Annotated in this window: 22 protein-coding genes and 1 tRNA gene; 11 read left to right on the plus strand and 12 right to left on the minus strand. The window is 60.9% G+C overall.

Features of this window, described 5'->3' with window-relative positions:
* Positions 1–2 precede the first annotated feature (2 nt).
* The 8 genes from proB to AC2FNL_RS15625 all read right to left on the minus strand — a co-directional run bounded on the left by proB (position 3) and on the right by AC2FNL_RS15625 (position 6,159).
* The gene (gene proB, locus AC2FNL_RS15590; RefSeq protein ID WP_496834213.1) at positions 3–1,109 is read right to left on the minus strand and encodes a glutamate 5-kinase; all 1,107 of its coding nucleotides are present in this window, start codon (positions 1,107–1,109) and stop codon (positions 3–5) included.
* Entirely contained in the window at positions 1,097–2,131 is a 1,035-nt protein-coding gene (obgE, locus tag AC2FNL_RS15595; protein WP_496834215.1) for a GTPase ObgE, read from the minus strand. The genes proB and obgE overlap by 13 nt, the downstream gene beginning before the upstream one ends.
* A 37-nt stretch (positions 2,132–2,168) precedes the next feature.
* Complete coding sequence (locus AC2FNL_RS15600) at positions 2,169–2,705, minus strand: GNAT family N-acetyltransferase (protein WP_170523758.1); 537 nt, start codon at positions 2,703–2,705, stop codon at positions 2,169–2,171.
* Complete coding sequence (locus AC2FNL_RS15605) at positions 2,702–3,310, minus strand: LysE family translocator (protein ID WP_496834216.1); 609 nt, start codon at positions 3,308–3,310, stop codon at positions 2,702–2,704. The genes AC2FNL_RS15600 and AC2FNL_RS15605 overlap by 4 nt, the downstream gene beginning before the upstream one ends.
* Before the next feature lie 96 nt (positions 3,311–3,406).
* Entirely contained in the window at positions 3,407–3,676 is a 270-nt protein-coding gene (gene rpmA / locus AC2FNL_RS15610; protein WP_005983052.1) for a 50S ribosomal protein L27, read from the minus strand.
* A gap of 11 nt (positions 3,677–3,687) precedes the next feature.
* Positions 3,688–4,302, minus strand: a complete 615-nt coding sequence (locus AC2FNL_RS15615) for a 50S ribosomal protein L21 (RefSeq protein WP_496834218.1) — start codon at positions 4,300–4,302, stop codon at positions 3,688–3,690.
* 208 nt (positions 4,303–4,510) lie between these two features.
* Positions 4,511–5,317: a DUF2059 domain-containing protein gene (locus AC2FNL_RS15620; RefSeq protein ID WP_496834219.1), complete on the minus strand. Its 807-nt coding sequence runs from the start codon at positions 5,315–5,317 to the stop codon at positions 4,511–4,513.
* Complete coding sequence (locus tag AC2FNL_RS15625) at positions 5,317–6,159, minus strand: DUF2059 domain-containing protein (RefSeq protein WP_170357817.1); 843 nt, start codon at positions 6,157–6,159, stop codon at positions 5,317–5,319. The genes AC2FNL_RS15620 and AC2FNL_RS15625 overlap by 1 nt, the downstream gene beginning before the upstream one ends.
* A 123-nt stretch (positions 6,160–6,282) precedes the next feature.
* On the opposite strand from AC2FNL_RS15625, the gene AC2FNL_RS15630 reads away from it, so the two are divergent.
* The 9 genes from AC2FNL_RS15630 (at position 6,283) to AC2FNL_RS15670 (ending at position 15,060) form a co-directional block, all read left to right on the plus strand.
* Positions 6,283–6,372: transfer RNA gene (locus AC2FNL_RS15630), tRNA-Ser, on the plus strand.
* A gap of 208 nt (positions 6,373–6,580) precedes the next feature.
* On the plus strand, positions 6,581–7,132 hold the full coding sequence (locus tag AC2FNL_RS15635) for a hypothetical protein (protein ID WP_496834221.1): 552 nt from the start codon (positions 6,581–6,583) through the stop codon (positions 7,130–7,132).
* Between the two features lie 231 nt (positions 7,133–7,363).
* Positions 7,364–8,392 carry an alcohol dehydrogenase catalytic domain-containing protein gene (locus tag AC2FNL_RS15640; protein WP_496834222.1) on the plus strand — a complete coding sequence of 343 codons (1,029 nt, stop codon included), beginning with the start codon at positions 7,364–7,366 and terminating at the stop codon, positions 8,390–8,392.
* Positions 8,393–8,467: 75 nt separating this feature from the next.
* Positions 8,468–9,343: a branched-chain amino acid ABC transporter permease gene (locus AC2FNL_RS15645; protein ID WP_149775119.1), complete on the plus strand. Its 876-nt coding sequence runs from the start codon at positions 8,468–8,470 to the stop codon at positions 9,341–9,343.
* A gap of 4 nt (positions 9,344–9,347) precedes the next feature.
* Entirely contained in the window at positions 9,348–10,445 is a 1,098-nt protein-coding gene (locus tag AC2FNL_RS15650; RefSeq protein WP_496741195.1) for a branched-chain amino acid ABC transporter permease, read from the plus strand.
* On the plus strand, positions 10,442–11,206 hold the full coding sequence (locus tag AC2FNL_RS15655) for an ABC transporter ATP-binding protein (protein WP_170368431.1): 765 nt from the start codon (positions 10,442–10,444) through the stop codon (positions 11,204–11,206). Before AC2FNL_RS15650 ends, AC2FNL_RS15655 begins: the two co-directional genes overlap by 4 nt.
* The gene (locus tag AC2FNL_RS15660) at positions 11,203–11,976 is read left to right on the plus strand and encodes an ABC transporter ATP-binding protein (protein ID WP_496834225.1); all 774 of its coding nucleotides are present in this window, start codon (positions 11,203–11,205) and stop codon (positions 11,974–11,976) included. Before AC2FNL_RS15655 ends, AC2FNL_RS15660 begins: the two co-directional genes overlap by 4 nt.
* 5 nt (positions 11,977–11,981) lie before the next feature.
* Positions 11,982–13,868: an AMP-dependent synthetase/ligase gene (locus tag AC2FNL_RS15665; protein ID WP_496834226.1), complete on the plus strand. Its 1,887-nt coding sequence runs from the start codon at positions 11,982–11,984 to the stop codon at positions 13,866–13,868.
* Positions 13,869–13,899: 31 nt separating this feature from the next.
* Positions 13,900–15,060, plus strand: coding sequence for an ABC transporter substrate-binding protein (locus AC2FNL_RS15670; RefSeq protein WP_496834228.1), 1,161 nt, complete (start codon positions 13,900–13,902; stop codon positions 15,058–15,060).
* A gap of 70 nt (positions 15,061–15,130) precedes the next feature.
* Here the strand turns inward: AC2FNL_RS15670 and rpsI are convergent, their stop codons facing one another.
* From rpsI to AC2FNL_RS15685, 3 genes are all read right to left on the minus strand, one after another.
* Positions 15,131–15,616, minus strand: coding sequence for a 30S ribosomal protein S9 (gene rpsI / locus AC2FNL_RS15675; protein ID WP_496834229.1), 486 nt, complete (start codon positions 15,614–15,616; stop codon positions 15,131–15,133).
* Positions 15,617–15,622: 6 nt separating this feature from the next.
* The gene (rplM, locus tag AC2FNL_RS15680; RefSeq protein WP_170339225.1) at positions 15,623–16,081 is read right to left on the minus strand and encodes a 50S ribosomal protein L13; all 459 of its coding nucleotides are present in this window, start codon (positions 16,079–16,081) and stop codon (positions 15,623–15,625) included.
* Positions 16,082–16,245: 164 nt separating this feature from the next.
* Complete coding sequence (locus AC2FNL_RS15685) at positions 16,246–17,649, minus strand: aminotransferase-like domain-containing protein (protein ID WP_496834231.1); 1,404 nt, start codon at positions 17,647–17,649, stop codon at positions 16,246–16,248.
* Between the two features lie 99 nt (positions 17,650–17,748).
* Here AC2FNL_RS15685 and AC2FNL_RS15690 point away from each other — a divergent pair, with 99 nt between their 5' ends.
* Positions 17,749–17,976 carry a DUF1127 domain-containing protein gene (locus tag AC2FNL_RS15690; RefSeq protein ID WP_093962029.1) on the plus strand — a complete coding sequence of 76 codons (228 nt, stop codon included), beginning with the start codon at positions 17,749–17,751 and terminating at the stop codon, positions 17,974–17,976.
* Positions 17,977–18,036: 60 nt separating this feature from the next.
* Here AC2FNL_RS15690 and AC2FNL_RS15695 read toward each other — a convergent pair whose 3' ends face one another.
* Positions 18,037–18,480, minus strand: a complete 444-nt coding sequence (locus AC2FNL_RS15695) for a PaaI family thioesterase (RefSeq protein WP_093962028.1) — start codon at positions 18,478–18,480, stop codon at positions 18,037–18,039.
* Positions 18,481–18,538: 58 nt separating this feature from the next.
* On the opposite strand from AC2FNL_RS15695, the gene AC2FNL_RS15700 reads away from it, so the two are divergent.
* Positions 18,539–19,324, plus strand: coding sequence for an enoyl-CoA hydratase (locus tag AC2FNL_RS15700; RefSeq protein ID WP_093962027.1), 786 nt, complete (start codon positions 18,539–18,541; stop codon positions 19,322–19,324).
* The last annotated feature ends 70 nt before the right edge of the window (positions 19,325–19,394 follow it).

The raw sequence follows: 19,394 nt of genomic DNA on the forward strand, positions 1-19,394 counted from the left end.
CGCTACAATGCCAGATCATCACGGTGGATCATCACCGCACGGCCGGGATAGCCGAGTGCGTCCTCGATCTCGGAGGATTTGCGCCCCTTGATGGCGTCGGCCTCGTGCGCGGTATAGCGGCTGAGGCCCAATCCCAGACGCCGGCCCTCGTGGTCCTTGATGGCCACCGGGTCGCCCCGTCCGAAATCGCCCGTCACCTCGACGATGCCGGCCGGCAACAGGCTTTTGCCATTCTCCAGCGCCCGCGCGGCCCCTGCGTCGACCGTGATCTCGCCCCGCGGCTTCATCGCCGAGATCCAGCGTTTGCGCGCCGCATGCGGGTCCAACTTGGCTTTGAACCAAGTGCTGTTCGCGCCATTGTTCAGCAGTTTCAGTGGGTTCAACGGCGATCCTTCCGTAATCGCCATGTCAGAGCCCGCCGCCGTCGCCATCTGCGCGGCCATCAGCTTGGTCTTCATGCCGCCCTTGGACAGCCCCGAACCGGCATCACCGGCCATCGCCTCGATCTCGGGCGTGATCGCGTCGATCACGGCAAACCGGGTGGCGGACGGGTCCTCGGCGGGGTTGCCGGTGTAGAACCCATCGACATCGGACAGCAGAATCAATTGATCCGCACCGACGGTCACGGCGATCTGCGCGGCCAGGCGATCATTGTCGCCGTAACGGATTTCATCCGTGGCCACCGTGTCATTTTCGTTCACGATGGGCACGACACCCAACCCCAGCAGAGTTTCCAGCGTCGCGCGCGAGTTTAGGTACCGGCGGCGGTTCTCGCTGTCCTCAAGCGTCACCAGAACCTGCGCCGTGGTGATGTTGTGGGGGGCCAACGCCTCTTCATAGGCCCGCGCCAGCCTGATCTGCCCGACGGCGGCGGCGGCCTGGGACTGCTCCAACGAAAGGGTGGTTGCGGGCAGGCCCAGAACACCGCGCCCCAGGGCGATCGACCCGGAGGAGACCAGAACCACATCGGCCCCCTGCCCCTTGAGCCACGCCACGTCCTGCGCCAGCGAATGCAACCAGTCCGAACGCAGCTTGCCGGTCGCACGATCGACCAGCAACGCCGAGCCGATCTTGACCACCAGGCGCTTTGCGTCGGTCAGGGCTGCCACGTCTCGCGCTCCTCGGTGGGTTTCTGGCGCAGGCGGTTTTCGTCGATCTGGGAGCGCAGGGCCCGCAGAACCTCGGTCACGCCCTGTCGGGCCACGCCCGACATTGTCATGACCGGGCCGCCCACGGCCTCTTCCAACTCGGCCTTGGCCAGTTCGAGTTGTTCTTCGTCCAGCGCGTCGATCTTGTTCAACACGGTGATCCGGGGCTTGTCGGCCAGCGCGCCGCCATAGGCCTCAAGCTCGTGGATGATGGTGTGATAGTCCTGCGCGATGGTCTCAGACGTGCCATCGACCAGATGCAGCAACACCGCGCAGCGTTCGACATGGCCCAGAAAACGGTCGCCGATGCCGCGGCCTTCATGCGCGCCTTCGATCAGGCCGGGAATGTCGGCCACCACGAATTCCACGTTGTCCACGCCGACGACGCCCAGATTTGGGTGCAGCGTGGTAAAGGGATAGTCGGCGATCTTGGGCCGGGCGTTCGAGGTGGCGGCCAGAAAGGTTGACTTGCCCGCATTCGGCAGGCCGAGCAGGCCCACATCGGCAATCAGCTTCAGACGCAGCCAGATCGTACGGTCCACGCCCGGCTGCCCCGGATTGGCACGGCGCGGCGCCTGGTTGGTGGCCGATTTGAAATGCAGGTTGCCGAAACCGCCATTGCCGCCCCGCGCCAGAAGGACACGTTGCCCCACTTCGGTCAGGTCGGCGATCACCGTCTCCTGATCCTCGTCCAGGATCTCGATTCCGACGGGCACGCGCAGGATGATGTCGTCGCCATCCTTGCCGGTGCGTTGCTGGCCCCGGCCGGGCTGTCCGTTCTTGGCAAAGAAATGCTGCTGATAGCGGAAGTCGATCAGGGTGTTCAGCCCGTCCACGACCTCAGCCCAGACGGACCCGCCTTTGCCGCCGTCCCCGCCATCGGGGCCGCCGTATTCGATGTACTTTTCGCGTCGAAAGCTGACGCACCCGCTACCGCCGGCCCCGGACCGGATGTAGACCTTTGCAAGATCGAGAAATTTCATGTCAGTCCCCTACTGCAAAGGCCCCATCGGCCACAAGTCAGAGTTTTTTGCTGTACGTCCAGGTGGGCACATTTGCGTCGCGCGCCACCGAGAAACTTTCGGCATCGCCAAGGTACTGGAACCCGCAATGAGTCAGGACCCGCGCCGAGGCGGGATTGTCCTGAAACACGCTGGCAAACATCGTGGCGTTTTCCAGCGGGTTCGAATGAACCAGCGTTTCCACCGCCAGCGAGGCGATGCCCGTATTCCAATACAAGGGCGCGACCCAATAGCCCACTTCGGACTGATTGCGATCCAGCCGCTTGAGCGAGATCACCCCGATCAACTCGGGACCGCCGTCCTTGGTGGCGTCCATCGCCCAGACGTCCTCGTCCCGGTCCTCGGCCATGGCGCGGGTGACGAAAGCTTCGATCGAACCGGGCGGCAAGGGGTGCGGGATCGACGTGGTCATGCGCGCCACGCGCTCGTCCCCTGCGTAGTGCTCGATCAGGCCCATATCTGACCGGCGCAGCGGGCGCAGGTCGAACCGCTCGGTTTCAATGACCGGCTGATTTATGATTGCCTCAAGTTTCATTGGTGTGTTCCTCCTCCGAACAACACGAAAAGTACGGATGCAACAGTCAGACCCGCGAGAGTCCACATCAGATATTTTTCCGCCGGCCGTCCCGCAACCACGCGGGCAATTCTATCGCCCGCAAAGGTCCAGATCGGGTGCAGGACCACCTGGCAGGTCAACAAAACGAGCGCGATCGTGAGCGTCGCACTCAGCACCGATGTTCCCGCCGCGACGAACCCGGTGAATCCAGCGATGATCATCGCCCAGGCCTTGGGGTTCAGCGGATGGACCACCAACCCGGCCCAGAATCCGGGAACCGCCTCGCCCGCGTCCTGATGCGACAGGCGCAGGTTGGCGATTTTCCACGCAAGCCAGCAAATATAGGCCGCCGAAGCATATTTCAGAACCGCGAACGCTGTCGGAGCCTGTTCTGCCAGTTGCAGAAGGCCAAAGCCCAGCGGCCAGATGATCAGCTGCTTGCCGAGAATTACGCCCGCCACGAAAGGCAGCGCCGCGCGGAACCCATAGCGCGCACCCGTTCCCAACAGGACCATGTTGGCCGGTCCCGGCGTGCCGACCTGGCTGGCGGCAAAGATCAGGAAACTGGTGGTTGCAACGGGCATCGGGGCTTTCGATCAAATCTGCGTCAAAACGAGAAAGGGGACCGGCACTTTGTGCCGGTCCCCCATGAATTTTTCTTAAACCTTCTGGGTTTCGGCTTACTCTGCGGCCTCCGCCACTGGCAGGACCGAAATAAAGGTGCGGTTTTTCAGTCCCTTGTGGAACTTCACGGCGCCATCGACAGTTGCAAAGATGGTGTGATCCTTGCCCATGCCCACGCCTTCGCCCGGCCAGAACTTGGTGCCGCGCTGACGCACGATGATGTTGCCTGCAACGGCGGCCTGGCCACCATACAGTTTCACGCCAAGGCGACGACCCGCTGAGTCGCGGCCGTTACGGGAGGAACCGCCAGCTTTTTTATGTGCCATTCTCTCTCTCCTTAGCCTTTGGCCAGCTCTTTGGCCTGCTCAACCCATTCGGGTTTCACTTTGACCGTCTCGATAGCAGCAATCTGCTCGTCCGACAAGGCGGCCAGAGCGGCAAAGCTTTCGATACCAGCTTCGGCCAGTTTCTTGGCAGCTGCGGGGCCAACGCCGGTGATCTGGGTCAGATCGTCAGCGGCAGCAGCAGCGGCCGGAGCCTCTGCCTTGGCAGCGGCTTTCTTGGCGGGTTTCGCTGCTTTCGCAACTTCACCTGCCGGAGCCGAACCGGTAGCGGCCTTGACGCCCGACTTGTCCGCGCCCGAGGGCAGGATGTCGGTGATCTTGACCAGGGTCAGCTTCTGACGGTGACCAACGGTGCGCTTCGAGCTGTGCTTGCGGCGGCGCTTGACGAATTTGATGACCTTGTCACCTTTGATCTGTTCGATCACTTCCGCCTGAACGCCCGCGCCATCGATGAACGGCGCACCGACAACGGGAGCATCGCCACCCAGCATCAAAACGTCGTTGAATTGGACTTTTTCACCTGCGTCGGCAGCCAGTTTTTCAACGCGGAGCACGTCGCCCGCCTGAACCTTGTACTGCTTGCCGCCAGTCTTGAGGACTGCAAACATGCGTCTTTCCTTTTTCTACCGCGTTCTGTGGTCCCCGTCAGACGGGTGTTTCGGCCAAGGCCACCTCGAACAGCGCGCCCTTTTCGGGCGGATGAACGACCGTCAGGGCGCACCCGTCAGGCCAACAATAACGATACCCGGCGCGGAGGTTCCGGCCGGGATGCGCGCTTATCCACGGATCACAGGGCAAAGTCAACAGCAAACCGGCCTAAAGATCCGACGCTTGCAGAACCTGCGCCACCGTCACGCCCAGCTGGTATGACAACTCGTTGAACATGGTGTCCAGACCAGCGAACAAGGCGTTGTTCAAGGCCTGCCCGGCCTCGGTACGTGAAAAGGCGATATTCTCGCGCAGCTGGGCCTCGCTGAGCGGTTGGTACGCAAACAAAAGGAATGAGTACAGCCACTCGCGGGTTTGTTGCTCGGACTGCGCACCCTGCGCCAGCAATTGGGCCAACATTTCGCCGTCGTCGCCTGTGATGCCCTGCCCGTCCGCCAACCCACGGAAGAAATTGTAATCGGCCTGCAACGCTCCACGCACGTTCCGATCAACAAGGTCGTTGATCTCGACATACTCATCGATCAGGCGAAAATAGGCCGCATCACGATCGGCCTCCCGATAGGCGGCCATGGCCATCTCTTCGATGGCTTCGTCGGAAAACGTTCGGCGGGCCGAGTTTTCCAAAGACACAACGGCGCGGCCCAGGTCGCTTTCGAAAAACAGCGCGGCCTGCTCCAATTGCCCTTCGGACATACCGCCAGCCAGCGCATCATGAATCTTGGCCTGCATCCAGGCCTTGTCGTACAAATCTTCAACCTGGGCCTCGAAAAACGATCCGCCCTCACCGTCCAGCAGGCTTTTGTCCAGTTCGCGCCCCTGCGCGACACCCTCATCACGCAGAATCTGCATCACGTCGGACAAATGCATGGCCTTGGTCAGACGGTCGACCTCATCTGCCGTGACCGCACTGGCCCAACCAGCCAGAACCAGCCACAGAGCCAGTAGCAACCGCATTAGATGTCCTGAGCCGGACGCAGCTCGGCCATGCGCGCCGCCAGCACTTCAAACCGCATGGCCATGATCTCGTACTGGATGGCGTTCAACAGCTCATAGACTTCTTGCATCAGCGGCTGTTCCAGCGCTTTGGTATAGGCGTCGACATCCGCGTCAGAGAAATCCTGATAGGTGTAGGCCGCGTTGGCCAAGGCGGACAGTTGCAGCGACTGCCGCATCTCGGGTTCGTTCAGCTTCATCATCTGGCGCAGCCCGTCCGCGTCCAATTGCAGGTCGATCACTCCGGCGGCGCTGGCGGCCAGAAGGAACCGAAGCTGGATCTCCTGCAGCGCCCGCAACGAGGTTTCGCTGGCATCGATGGCGCTGTTCATCCGCTTCAGGCTTTCGATGCGGCTCGAACCGGACTTGACCAGATCGGATATGATCTCCTGCCCCTCTAGTTGCTTGGCTTCGTCATCCTCGACAAGGTGCGAGGCATTTTCCGCCTCGACAAGCCGTTGCCCCAGATCCGAGGCATAAAACTCGACCGCGTGGTTCAGGGCCTCGTCGCTCAGCGTCTGTTCGAGAATCGCAACCGCTGTTTCATGCATGTCATCGGTGTCAAACACCTCTTCCGTCAGACGCGTCCATTGCGAGCCAAAACCCTCGGGGTCGATCCCCAGCATCTGAGGCGCCGAGGCCGAGGCCAGTGCGATGCTTTCCAGCGCCACGTCAAAACCCGTCGTGGTCAGAAAAGCCTCGATCCGATCCCGACTGGCGGACAAGGCGTTCTGAGCCGTCAGAGCGAACGCGAACACGGGCAGGATGAGCAGAAGCGAAATGCGGTGCAGAAGATGTCTCATACATGTCAGCCTAGGAGATTTCGTCGGACTGGCAATGGAAAATCCTCGGTTTGGCGAATTCGGGAATTTTCTGCTTGCACCCCTCGGCGATCACAACTAAATCCCCCCCTCACAGACCCCCGCGGAGAGGTGCCGGAGTGGTCGAACGGGGCGGTCTCGAAAACCGTTGTGGGTGCAAGCCCACCCAGGGTTCGAATCCCTGTCTCTCCGCCATTACTTCCCAATGACGCCCCCCTTTCTTGTTCGCCTGATGGTTGCAACCGTGTATTTTCGCCGGTGGCGTGTTGTTGCCGCCGATAGTCTGATTGATCAGCGCCGAGTGGCCCAAACCCCGAACATGCGCCGAATTTTTGGGATTTCCCCTTTGATCTCAGGTAGTTTCTCCCCACATCAGCGGCACACATCCGAAAAGGAGACCCCAATGTCCCGCATTATCATCCTGATTATCATCGCCGGATTGGGTGCCGGCGCGTATTTCTACCTGAATCAGCCCAAGCCCACCCCGGCCGAGAAACTGCAATCTGCCGCCAAAGAAGCCGGCGAGGCCGTCGGCGAGGCCGCAACCGCAGCTCAGGAAGCCGCCAGCGAGGCGTTGTCGACGGCGACGCAACAAGCGGGTGACGCAGCCTCGGCCGCCGTCGAACAGGCCGGTGAAGCCGCCGAGCAAGCCGGTCAGACAGCCACGGATCTGGCAAACCAGGCCGGCGATGCAGCCACGGATCTGGCCAACCAGGCAGGCGATCAGGTTGCAGCACTTACTGCCCAAGGGCAGATGTTGCTGAATACCTGGGTTGACGAAGGAATGCTGTCGGCCGAGCAGTTCAACTATGACGCGATGGTTGAATCCGTGAAGAACAGTCAGCTGAGCCAGGAGATTCAGGACCAGGTGATCAAGATCCTCGATGGCATCAAGGAAGCGCCGGAAACGGCTGCGCTCAAGATCCAGGAACTGCGCAACCTGTTGACGCAATAAGGCCTTCGACAAGGCCGGCATTTTTCCGGCCTTGTCACACCTGCACCGGCTTCCCAATTCCCCAACGTTAACCCTGTGGTCGATTGACCTGTCCGGTGCCATTTGTTTGGCTTGGCTCAACCAGTCGCATCAAGTCGGGACGACCTATTGTCGGCATCGGTGCGCCCTGCCCTGGGGCGTGCACTCGGATCGACCCGTTTGCTTGAAAGTGTCGGAAACAAAGGAAAAAGAATGACTGACCTCCCCAAATCGATGTTTGCCGTGATCCAGAAATTCGACGGATACTCCGGTACGGCCACGGGCCCGGCGATCGATGACGCCGCCGACTGGGTTGAGAATGCCGAGATCCCGGTGCCCACGCCGGGCCCCGGCCAGGTGCTGATCAAATTGCGCACCGCATCGGTGAACCCCTCGGACCTCCATTTCATCAAGGGTGAGTACGGTCAGCCGCGAGTCAAGGGTGCCCCGGCCGGTTTCGAAGGTTGCGGGGACGTCGTGGCCACCGGCGCGGGCGCCGAGGCGCTGAAGGGGCAAAGGGTCGCCTTCGTCGCCTCCGGGTCCGGTGCATGGGCCGAGTATGCCCTGACACAGGCGCAGATGTGCATTCCCTTGCGGCCCGAGATCTCGGACGATGACGGTGCCGCACAGATCGTCAATCCGCTGACCGCCATGGCAATGGTTGAGATCGCGCGTTCCGAAGGTGAGGCCTTTGTCGTCTCTGCGGCCACCAGCCAGTTGGGCAAGCTGATGTGCGGGCTGGGCCGAGACCTTGGCCTGAAGCCGATTGCGATGGTGCGGCGCCCCGAAACGGTCGACTTGCTCAAAAGCCACGGAGCGGCCGAGGTTATCGTAACCACCGAAGGCGATGCCGTCTCCAAATTTGCTGCCATCAGCGCTCAGCTCAAGCCGCGGGTGTTTCTGGATGCGGTCTCGGATCAGCTGTCCGAGCAAGTATTCTGCGCCATGCCCAACGGCGCGCGCTGGGTGTCTTATGGCAAACTCAGCAGCGAGCTGCCGAAGCTGACCCAGATGGGCCAGTTGATCTTCATGAGCAAGCAGATCGAGGGCTTCTGGCTGACCAAATGGATGATGTCCACGCCACCCGAAGCGCAGATGCGCGCGGTTGCCGAGGTGCAGGCCCGCTTTGCAGACGGACGGTGGAAAACGGATGTCTCGGCGCATGTCCCGCTGAACAAAATCGTTTCCGATCTGGCAGTTGCACTGAAAAAGAGTGACGGTAAGGTAATAATCACGCCATAGTAGAACAGGCGCCCCGGTGATTGGAGGAGATCCGGGGCGTTAGGACGCCGGGCAAACCGGCATGGGGAGGAGAATTTGGACAACGCACAGCTGCTGATCAGCGGGCTGGCGAATGGCTGTGTCTACGGCCTGATCGCGCTTGGCTTCGTTCTGATCTACAAGGCGACCGAGGCCGTGAACTTCGCCCAGGGCGATTTCATGATGCTGGGCGCCTTCGTCACCATCGGGCTGACCAATACCGAATATATGGGCCTGCCCTTCTGGCTGGCCCTGCCCATCTCGCTGGGGATCATGGGCGCGCTGGGGTATCTGCTGGACCGGCTGATCATCCGCCGCCTGTTCGGGGAAAGCCAGACTGCAGTGGTCATCCTGACCATCGCCCTGGGTTTCGTGATCCGCTTTGTCGCCGGGCTGATCTGGGGCCACGAGCCACAGACGCTGGAAAATCCGCTGGCCGGCAAGGAGGTCCGTTTTGGCGGGCTGGTTCTGGGGATGGAGGACGTGGCGGTCATCGTCGTGACGGTGCTGCTGACGTGGGGGCTGTATGTGTTTTTCAGCAAGACCAAGCTGGGTCTGGCGATGCAGGGCGCCTCGCAGAACCAGTTGGCGGCCTATTACATGGGCATCCCGGTCAAGCGCGTGCAGGGATTCATCTGGGGGTTGGCCGGTGTCGTGGCCGGGATCGCGGGCATCCTGTTCGCCGCCAAGGGCTCGGTCGATCCGACCACCGGGCTGCTGGGGATCAAGGCCTTTGCGGCCGCGGTCATCGGCGGGTTCGGCAGCCTGCCCGGAGCCTTGGCGGGCGGTCTGATCGTCGGCGTGATCGAACCCTTCGCCAGCCGCTACATCGCCGCAGGATACAGCCAGATCGCGCCCTATGCGCTGTTGCTGGCGGTGCTGATCTTCCGCCCGCACGGCCTGTTCAGCCAGGTCCGGGTCAAGAAGGTCTGAGCGCATGAGGATCGTTTTCAAAACCGACTATATGCAGGACATCCGACCGTGGAAGGACGGATACCAGTTGTCGCTCTACCTGATCCTGCTTGCGGTGGTCATTGCCGCGCCGTGGTGGCTGGACGCGTTCTATCTGGGAGAGCTGACCAACGTTCTGATCTGGGCCATAGCCGGGCTGGGCCTGATGATCCTGACCGGGCACACCGGCCAGGCCAGCCTGGGCCACGCGGCGTTTCTGGCCTTTGGCTGCTATGCCAACGTGATCCTGATCGAGGCCGGCGTTCCGTTTCTGGTGGCCTTTCCGCTGGCCGGCATTCTGACCGGCATCGCCGGGGTCACGGTCGCCATCCCTGCCCTGCGGCTGCACGGCATCTATCTGGCGATCTTCACCCTAGCCCTGTCGATCCTGATGGACGACCTCATCGTTCTGGCCGAGCCGATCACCGGCGGCGTGGCGGGCAAGTACATGGGCGGGGTCGAAATATTTGGCCATCTGGTCGATCGCTGGGGCACGCCCGAGCAGTTCTACTGGCTGGTGCTGGCCGTCACGGTTCTGGTCACGCTGGGCTATATCAACCTTCTGCGCACGCCTCTGGGGCGCAGCTTCATCGCGGTGCGCGACTCGGAAGTGTCCGCGCAGGCGATGGGCATCGACATCGCGCGTACCAAGACCGTGTCCTTTGCCCTGTCCTGCGCCGTGACCGGATGGGCGGGGGCGCTGATGGGCCTCTATGCCGGGGCCTTCAACAACGAAACCTTCAGCGTGGTGATCTCGATCCAGCTGCTGATGATGATCGTGATCGGCGGGCTGGGTTCGATCCACGGCGCGTTTCTGGGCGCCATCGTCATCGGGTTTCTGCCGCAGTTCCTGTCGATCGCCAAGGAATACGCAGGCGCCCTGTTCGGTGGCGGAACCGTCGCCATTCCGGGGCTGGAATTCGGCATCTTCGGCATGATCCTGATCGGGTTCATCCTGTTCGAGCCGATGGGTATCTATGGCCGCTGGCTGAAAATCCGCACCTGGTTCGAGCTGTTCCCTTTCTACCGCAAGGACATGTTCAAGCGGCAGAAATCCTATCTCAAGACGGAGCGCCTGAGATGAGCTTGCTGGAATTCGAGAACGTCACCCTGAAATTCGGTGGCCTGACGGCGGTGAACGATCTGTCCTTTTCGGTCGAGGAAGGCGAGGTCTTTGCCATCGTCGGCCCGAACGGGGCCGGCAAATCCACGGTGTTCAACTTGATTTCGCGCTTTTACGACCCGTTCGCGGGCCAGATCCGGTTCGACGGGCACGATCTGCTGCAGGTCAAGCCCTCGGGCGTGGCCGCCTATGGCGTCGCGCGCACCTTCCAGAACATCGAGTTGTTCGAACATGCAACCGTGTTGCAGAACCTGCTGGTCGGGCGGCACCGCCACCGGCGTACCAACCTGCTGTCCGAGGTGTTCTTTACCCCCTCGGCCCGCCTGCAAGAGCTGGAGAACCGCGAGAAGGTCGAAGAGATCATCGATTTCCTCGATCTGCAGGCCTATCGCGACAAGATGATCGCCGGCCTGCCCTACGGCGTCCGCAAGGTGGTCGAGGTCGCGCGTGCGCTGGCCACCGACCCCAAGCTGCTGCTGCTGGATGAACCGGCCTCGGGGCTGTCGGTCGAGGAAACAACAGACATGCGCTGGTGGATCGACGACATCCGGCGGCAGATGGGGATCACGGTGTTGATGGTCGAACATGACATGGGGCTGGTCTCGGGAGTGTCCGACCGGGTGCTGGCCATGGCCGATGGGGCGAAACTGGCCCTTGGGACACCAGCGCAGGTGCAATCGCACCCCGCCGTCGTCGAAGCCTATCTGGGTAAAGCCTCATGAGCGCACCGATCCTGAGCATCCGCAACATCGAAAGCTTCTATGGCCCGATCATGGCAATCCGTGGCGTGTCGCTGGACGTGCATCCGGGCCAGATCGTCTCGATCCTGGGTGCCAACGGGGCGGGCAAGACGACGCTGATGAAGACCGTCTCGGGCGTGATGGACCCGGAAAAGGGAACGATCACCTTCGACGGCGAGGAAATTCAGGGGCTGGAGCCGCACAAGATCGTCCAGAAGGGGATCGTGCATGTGCCCGAGGGGCGTGAGGTGTTTCCGCTGCTGACGGTGAACGAAAACCTCAGCCTCGGGGCCTACACCCTGCATGACAAGGCCCAGATCGAGCGCGATCGCGAGTTGGTGTTTTCCTACTTCCCGGTTCTGAAGGAACGCCGCAATCAAGAGGCCGGCACCCTGTCGGGCGGGCAGCAGCAGATGCTGGCCATCGGACGCGGTCTGATGGCCAACCCGCGCATCATGCTGCTGGACGAACCCTCGCTGGGCCTGTCGCCGCTGCTGGTCCAAGAGATCTTCGGCATCCTCAGACGCCTGAATGACGAGCAGAACATGACCATGATGCTGGTCGAGCAGAACGCCAACGCCGCGATGGAACTGGCCGATCATGGCTATGTCATGGAGGTCGGGCGCATCGTGATGGACGGCCTCGCCGACGTGTTGATGCGGTCCGAGGACATCCAGAACTTCTATCTGGGCGTGCAGGAGGAAGGCGCGCGGGAAAACCGCCGCTGGAAACGCAAGAAGACGTGGAGGTGAGCCGGATGAACATGACCACCCTGCCCCCGCAGACCACCATCAACGGCGTTCAGTTCAACGCCACCCCCGGCCAGCGCCCCGTGCGGGTCGATGGCTGCGTCACCATCCCGGAGCTGTTCCAGAAACGCTGCGCCGCCCTGGGCGACCGCACCGCGCATCGGGAAAAAGATCTAGGCATCTGGAAATCCTACTCCTGGGCCGACTATTGGCAGCACGCCAAGTGGATCGGTCTGGCGCTGCGCAAGCTGGGGCTGCAACGCGGCGAGGTCGTCTCGATCCTGTCCGAGGACCGCAAGGAGTGGGCGTGGTTCGATCTGGGCATCCAATGCGTCGGCGGCATCGCCTCGGGCGTCTACACCACCGATTCCGCCAGCCAGTTGAGATACCTGGTCAATGACAGCGACAGCCGCTTTCTGATCGTCGAAGACGAAGAGCAGCTGGACAAGTTTCTGGACATAGAAGACGAGGTGCCCGGCCTGTTGAAGGTCATCATCCTCGAGGACGAAGGCCTGCACGACCTGGCCCATCCCCGCTGCATGATGATCGAGGATCTCTATGCCCTCGGCCGCGCGGCCGAGCGCGAAGAACCGGGCCGGTTCGAAGCCGAAATCGCACTGGCCACGCCGCAGGACACGGCGCTGCTGATCTATACCTCGGGCACCACCGGCATGCCCAAAGGCGCGATGCTGAGCAACGAAAACATCATGGCCGCGATCGAATGCGGCGCACGCTGCCTGCCCGCGCTGGAAACGGACGAGCAGCTTTGCTTTCTGCCGCTGTGTCATATCCTTGAACGCGATGTTTCGATCTATTTCCCGCTGGCCTCGAAATGCACGGTGAACTTCGCCGAAAGCCCCGAGACGGTCTTTGCCAACCTTCAGGAAGTGTCGCCCTCGACCTTCACCGCCGTGCCGCGCGTGTGGGAGAAGATCTATTCGCAGGTGCTGATCATGGCGCAAGAGGCCACCCCGGCAGGGCGCGCCGCCTTTGGCATGGCGTTGAAGGCCGGGTTGAAGCGGGCCGAATACATCCTGCAGGGCAAACCGGTGCCACCGGCGGTGGCCGCGAATTTCTGGCTGTGGGACCGGCTGGTGCTGCGCAACCTGCGCCGGATGCTGGGCATGGATCGGCTGCGGCGCGGCGGGTCCGGTGCGGCCCCGATCTCGCCCGAGCTGCTGAAATGGTACTGGGCCATCGGCGTGCCGCTGGTCGAAGGTTTCGGCATGACCGAGACCTCGGGAATCGCCACGCTGAACACACCCGAAGCCAACCACATCGGTACCATCGGCAAGCCCGCACCGGGGATCGACCTACGCATCTCGGACGAGGGCGAAATCCAGATCCGCTGCCTGAACGTGTTCCAGGGCTATTGGCGCAACAATGCCAAAACCGCCGAGACCTTCACCGCCGACGGCTGGCTGCGCACAGGCGATATGGGGCACGTGGACGCGGACGGCTATGTCACCATCACCGGCCGCCTCAAAGACATCATCATCACCGCCGGCGGAAAGAACATCACCCCGGCCGAGATCGAAAGCCGGCTGAAGTTCTCGCATTACATCTCGGACGCAGTGATCATCGGCGACCGCCGCAAGTACCTGACGGCGCTGGTGATGATCGATCAGGAAAACGTCGAGAAGTTCGCGCAGGACCGCAAGGTGCCGTTTTCGAACTTCGCCTCGCTCTGCGCCGCCGCCGAGGTGCGCGAACTGATCGGTGCCGAAGTGGCGGCGGTGAACAAGGAATTCGCGCGGGTCGAGCAGATCAAGGATTTCCGCCTGATCGACGTGCTGCTGACCGCCGAAGATGACGAACTGACCGCGACGATGAAACTGAAACGCAGCTTGGTGGAAAAGAAACACGCGCATCTCATTGAAGACATGTACAAATAGAACAGGGATCAATCCCAAGGGAGGAAGAAACATGACCAAAGCAATCAGACGGCTGGCGGCGGCAACCGCCCTGTCCGCCCTGGCCTCGATGGGCTGGGCCGAAACGCAAGGCGTGACCGACGACGAAATCGTCATCGGCTCGGTCAATGACCTCAGCGGCATTTTCGCCGCCGTGGGGGTTCCGGCCACCAAGGGCGCGAACGTGGTGTTCGACCGGGTCAACGCAAATGGCGGCGTGCATGGCCGCAAGATCCGCTATGTGGTCGAGGACAACGGATACCAGATGCCGCGCGCGATGCAGGGCTACAACAAGCTGCTGAACCGCGACAAGGTGTTTGCCATGCTGCAATCGCTGGGCACGCCGATGAACCTGGCCGGGTTCAAGCTGCTGGATCCGAAGGGCATTCCCAACGTCGCCCCCTTGTCGGCCGCACGGCAGATGCTGCAGGAACCGATGAAGAACAAGTTCACCTCGTTTTCCAGCTATTACGACCAGGCGCGCGTGGGCGTGAAATATCTGGCGCAGGAATTCGGCGGCGACAAGGTCTGCACGATGTATCTGCCCACCGATTTCGGCAAGGAAATCCTGGAAGGCAGCCAGGAAGGCGCCAAGGAATCCGGCATTACCTTTGCCGCGGAAACCACTCATAAACCTGACGAAACCGATTTCGTGGGCTCGCTGAGCAAGCTGAAGGAAGAAGGCTGCGACATCGTCACCATCGCCCTGGGCGTACGGCAGGCCATCACCGTGGTCGGCACCGCCAAGAAGATGGGCCTGACGGACATGAAGTTCCTGGGCACCTCGGCCAGTTTCCTGACCGTGGTGGCACAGGTGCCGGGTGGCGTGACCGATGGCTTCTACGCCGCCGCCTCGTGGCAGGACCTGTGGGCCCGCGCGGATGAACCCGCCCCCAAGGTCTTCATCGAGGAATACAAGGCTGCCACCGGCGAAGACCCGGTGGGCTTTTCAATGCTGGGATATGCCGCGGCCGAAATGATGGTCAAGGCGCTGGAGGCCGCCGGCCCCGACCTGACCCAGGAAAGCTTTATCGCTGCAATGGAGACGCTGGACTATCAGGATGAACTGGTCGGCAACCACATGACCTTTGGACCCGATGACCATCAGGGCGCCGATACGGTCTACGTCAACGTGGTGGAAAACGGCGCGTGGAAAATGGTCTACGAAGAGTAAAACCAAAGAAACACAACGAAAAAAGGGCTCGCGGATGCGAGCCCTTTGCATTTGAAAAACTCGGTAGCGATTAACGCTTCGAGAACTGGAACGAACGGCGGGCTTTGCGCTTGCCGTATTTCTTGCGTTCCACGACGCGGCTGTCGCGGGTCAGGAAGCCCGCGGCTTTCAGCGCGCCGCGCAGGCTGGGATCGTACAGCTGCAGCGCTTTCGAGATGCCGTGCTTGACCGCACCGGCCTGACCGGTCAGGCCACCGCCCTTGACGGTTGCCACAACGTCGAATTCACCTTCGACACCGGCAACCTGGAACGGCTGGCGCAGGATCAGCTGCAGAACGGGCCGTGCGAAATACACGTCCTGGTCCTTGCCGTTCACGGTGACTTTGCCGGAACCCGTCTTGATCCAAACGCGGGCAACAGCGTCTTTACGCTTGCCGGTTGCATAGGAGCGACCCAGTTCATCACGCACGGGCTCGCGCACAACAACTTCTTCGGCCACGGTTTCAACGCCTGCGACGGCGCTCAGCTCTTCGAGAGTATTGATCTGATCAGCCATCGGTCATTAGCTCCGGGTGTTTTTCTTGTTCATGGATTTGACATCCAGAACTTCGGGGGCCTGGGCTTCGTGCGGGTGCTCGGCACCGGCGTAGATGCGCAGGTTGGTCATCTGCTGACGCGACAGACGGTTGCCCGGCAGCATGCGCTTGACGGCCTGAAAGACCACACGCTCGGGGTGCGCGCCTTCCAGGATCTGCTGTTTTGTGCGCGATTTGATGCCGCCCGGGTGGCCAGTGTGCCAGTAGAAGTGCTCGTCGCGCTTCTTGCCGGTCATCTGGATCTTGTCGGCGTTGATGACGATGACGTTGTCGCCCATGTCCATGTTCGGGGTGAACGACGGCTTGTGCTTGCCACGCAGGCGCATGGCGACGATCGAGGCAAGACGGCCCAGAACAACGCCCTCAGCGTCGATCAGGATCCACTTCTTGTCGATGTCTGCAGGTGTTGCAGAGAAGGTTTTCATGTCAGGACAATCCTGTTTGATGTGAAAGACCGCCCCCAAGGCGGAGCGGCCCGAATTCGATGATTGGGTATTTAGATGGCTCGAAAGTGCACGTCAAGAACGGTAATGTCCAATTTAAGGCTAAAAAACAGTAGCTTAAAAAATAGGTATCTATTTACCCCAAATCAAACACTGATTTGTTCGGGCGGATTGTCCAGCAAGGCGCGCAGACGCAACATGGCGGATTCGAACTGCTTCAGCGAGACATGCCCGTTCATCGCAATGCGCACGGCATTTGGCGCCCTTCCATCCCTCAGCGCGAATTCATCTGCCGATCGGAGTTGAATGCCTTCACGCTCGGCAGCCCTGCTGAAAGCTGCAGCACGCCAGCCGGACGGCAGGCTCAGCCAGACAAAGGGAATATCGGGGTCCCAGTTCAGATTGAAGCCACCCAGTGCATTGACGGCCACCCGTACATATTCACCCATCTTCGCGCGAACATCCCGTGCTATTTGCCGGGATTGAGGGTGACTGAGGAGCAAGCGGGTCAATTCGGCCAATGGCTGCGCCAACCCGAAATACCCGTATTCCGCCGATCGGCGCAGGTCTCCGCTGCGTTCCCGCGGAGCGATGGCGAACCCCACGCGCAACGCCGGCGTGAGGGTCTTGGAAATCGACGACACGTGCCAGCCCCGTTCAGGTGCAAGAGCCCTGTAGCTGGGTGCGCGGGCCTCGCCCATACGATAGCAATCGTCTTCGATGATTTGCAGATCGTGGCGGCGGGCGATCTCGATCACCTCGTTTCGGCGTTCAAGAGGAGAATGCCCACCAGTCGGATTCTGAACTTCGGGCGACACGCAAATCGCTTGCGCCCGAGTTTGACGAAGGATGTGGTCCAGCGCATCCGGGCTGATACCCCATTTGTCCATTTTCACACCGACAACTTCGGCGCGCATCAACTCACCGGCGCGACGGAATCCCGCATATGAGAGGTCCTCGACCAGAACAACGGGTTTCGGTTCACGCAGAACGGTTTGGAACACGACGCACAGTCCGCTTTGCCCGCCATGCGTAAGAACGATGTCATCGGCGTTCAAAGCACCCAGCGGCAAGTCGGAGAGCCAATCTACGACCGCCTGGCGCACAGGTAGGTAAGCGTCGCGGGTGGGATAGTTCATGAACATCTTCGGATCCCCCTGCGCAACCTTGGCAAGGCATGACCGTATCAGCGACACCTGCCCCACATCTGGCAGTCGCGGGCTGAACAGGCTGACATTGGCGTCATACTTGTCGTCCCGAAGATGAAGCTGCCGTGACCAGACATCGTCCAACAATGGCATTTTCGGTGGTGCCACGAATGTACCACGCCCGACCTCGGCCTGCAGCAACCCCTCCTCGGTCAGAATGGAATAAGCCCGGGCGACCGTTCCCGGTGTGATTTGCAGTCGATACGCCAGTTCCCGCACCGGAGGAAGTTTCACCCCGACTTCCAGCTGCTTGTTTTCGATAGCTTTTCGAATTGTATCTGCGACCAGTGTGTACTTTGGCCCCTTGGATTTTGGCAGCTCTGTCGGCCAAATTGTATCCATTACAATTCTTCCTTTGCGTTCAGTACAATCCTGAATGTATCACAACAATGTACCGAACATTTATGCTTTGTGTCAATACAATTTGAAAGGATACTTACCATGACACGCGCAATGCACACCCCCGCCCTCTTGCTGCTGAACGACAGCCCCCGGCTGCCTCTGATCGCTGCGCTGGCCGTGCGTTTTGCGGCGACTGTCACCCAATGGGAACGCCGGCGCCGCAGCCGCGTCAACCTGAGCAGGCTGGATGACCGTCTGCTGAAGGATGTCGGGCTGACGCGCTTTGAGGCTGACCGCGAAGCGCGCCGCCAATTCTGGCTTGGCTAGAATATCCCCAGTCCCAATTACGGGACCTCTTCCTGTGCCGGGGCTTGTCCCCGGCATTTTTTATCCGAACGCAGCTGCGGCGGAGCCGGCAGGTGGCAGCGAGTAGGTCATGCTGGCGCGTGCCACCGGCGCCTCCTGCCCTTCCGAGTACATCAGGACGTCACCAACAGCCAGCGTACGCCCCAGTTTCAGCAACCTGCACTCGGCAATCATGTCGGCCCCACCGGCAGGTTTGCGCAGAAAATCCATGGAACTGCTGGTGGTCACGGCCAGGGATTGACGACCCTTTCGCGCCAGAACCATTGAATAGACACAGACATCGGCCAGGGCGAACATCGAAGGCCCGGACACGGTTCCGCCCGGACGCAGATGCCGATCTTCGACAACGAGGCGCATGCGGATCGAGTCGTCGGTCAGATCCATGACGACGAAATCCTTGTGCACCTGCGGGAAGACCTGCGCCAAATATTCCGTCAGCTCTTCCTTGTTCATTGCCAATGACATGCTTCCCCTCCTCGATTTGCCGACCTAGAGTTGGCCCCACAGCCGGCAGGAGGGCAAGATGGCAATTTTGGAACGTAACGACACGGGCGCGATCGCTCATCTGAAAATGAATACGCCCGAGCGGCTGAACGCCCTGAGCGACGAAATGCTGGAGGCACTGCAATCTGAATTGGATACGCTGCGCGATGATCGCACGATCCGCGCTGTGATATTGTCAGGGGCAGGCAAGGCGTTTTGCGCCGGTCATGACCTCAAGCAGATGACCGTGGGCCGGCAGGCCGAAGATGGCGGCAAGGCCTACTTCACCGATCTGTTCGATCGCTGCGCCCGAATGATGATGTCGATTCAATCCCTGCCCCAACCGGTGATCGCGCAGGTCCATGGCATTGCAACGGCCGCCGGCTGCCAACTGGTGGCGACCTGCGATCTGGCCGTCGCAGCCGAAGGAACGCGATTCGGCGTCAATGGCGTGAACATCGGTCTCTTCTGCTCGACGCCGATGGTGGCGCTGAGCCGCAACATTCCGCGCAAACTGGCGTTTGAGATGCTGACCACCGGTGATTTCATACCAGCGGAGCGGGCCGCCGAACTGGGCCTGGTCAATCGTGTCGTTCCGGAAACGCTGCTGGAGCATGAAACCCTGTCGTTGGCCGAGCAGTTGGCGTCCAAACTGGGCGCGGCGGTAAAGATCGGGAAACAGGCGTTTTATCAGCAACTACAGATGCCTTTGGATCAGGCATATGCCTATACCGGCGGCGTAATGGCCGAAAATATGCTGCACCGGGATACCGAGGAAGGTATTTCCGCATTTATCGAAAAACGCTCACCAAATTGGACCCAATGACGCAATTGTTATGGCTAAAATTATCGACTGTTCGCATTTTTGCACTTTTCAAAAGGGCATCTCTGTGGCA

The sequence above is a fragment of the Ruegeria sp. CRTD044 genome, assembly GCF_059613485.1.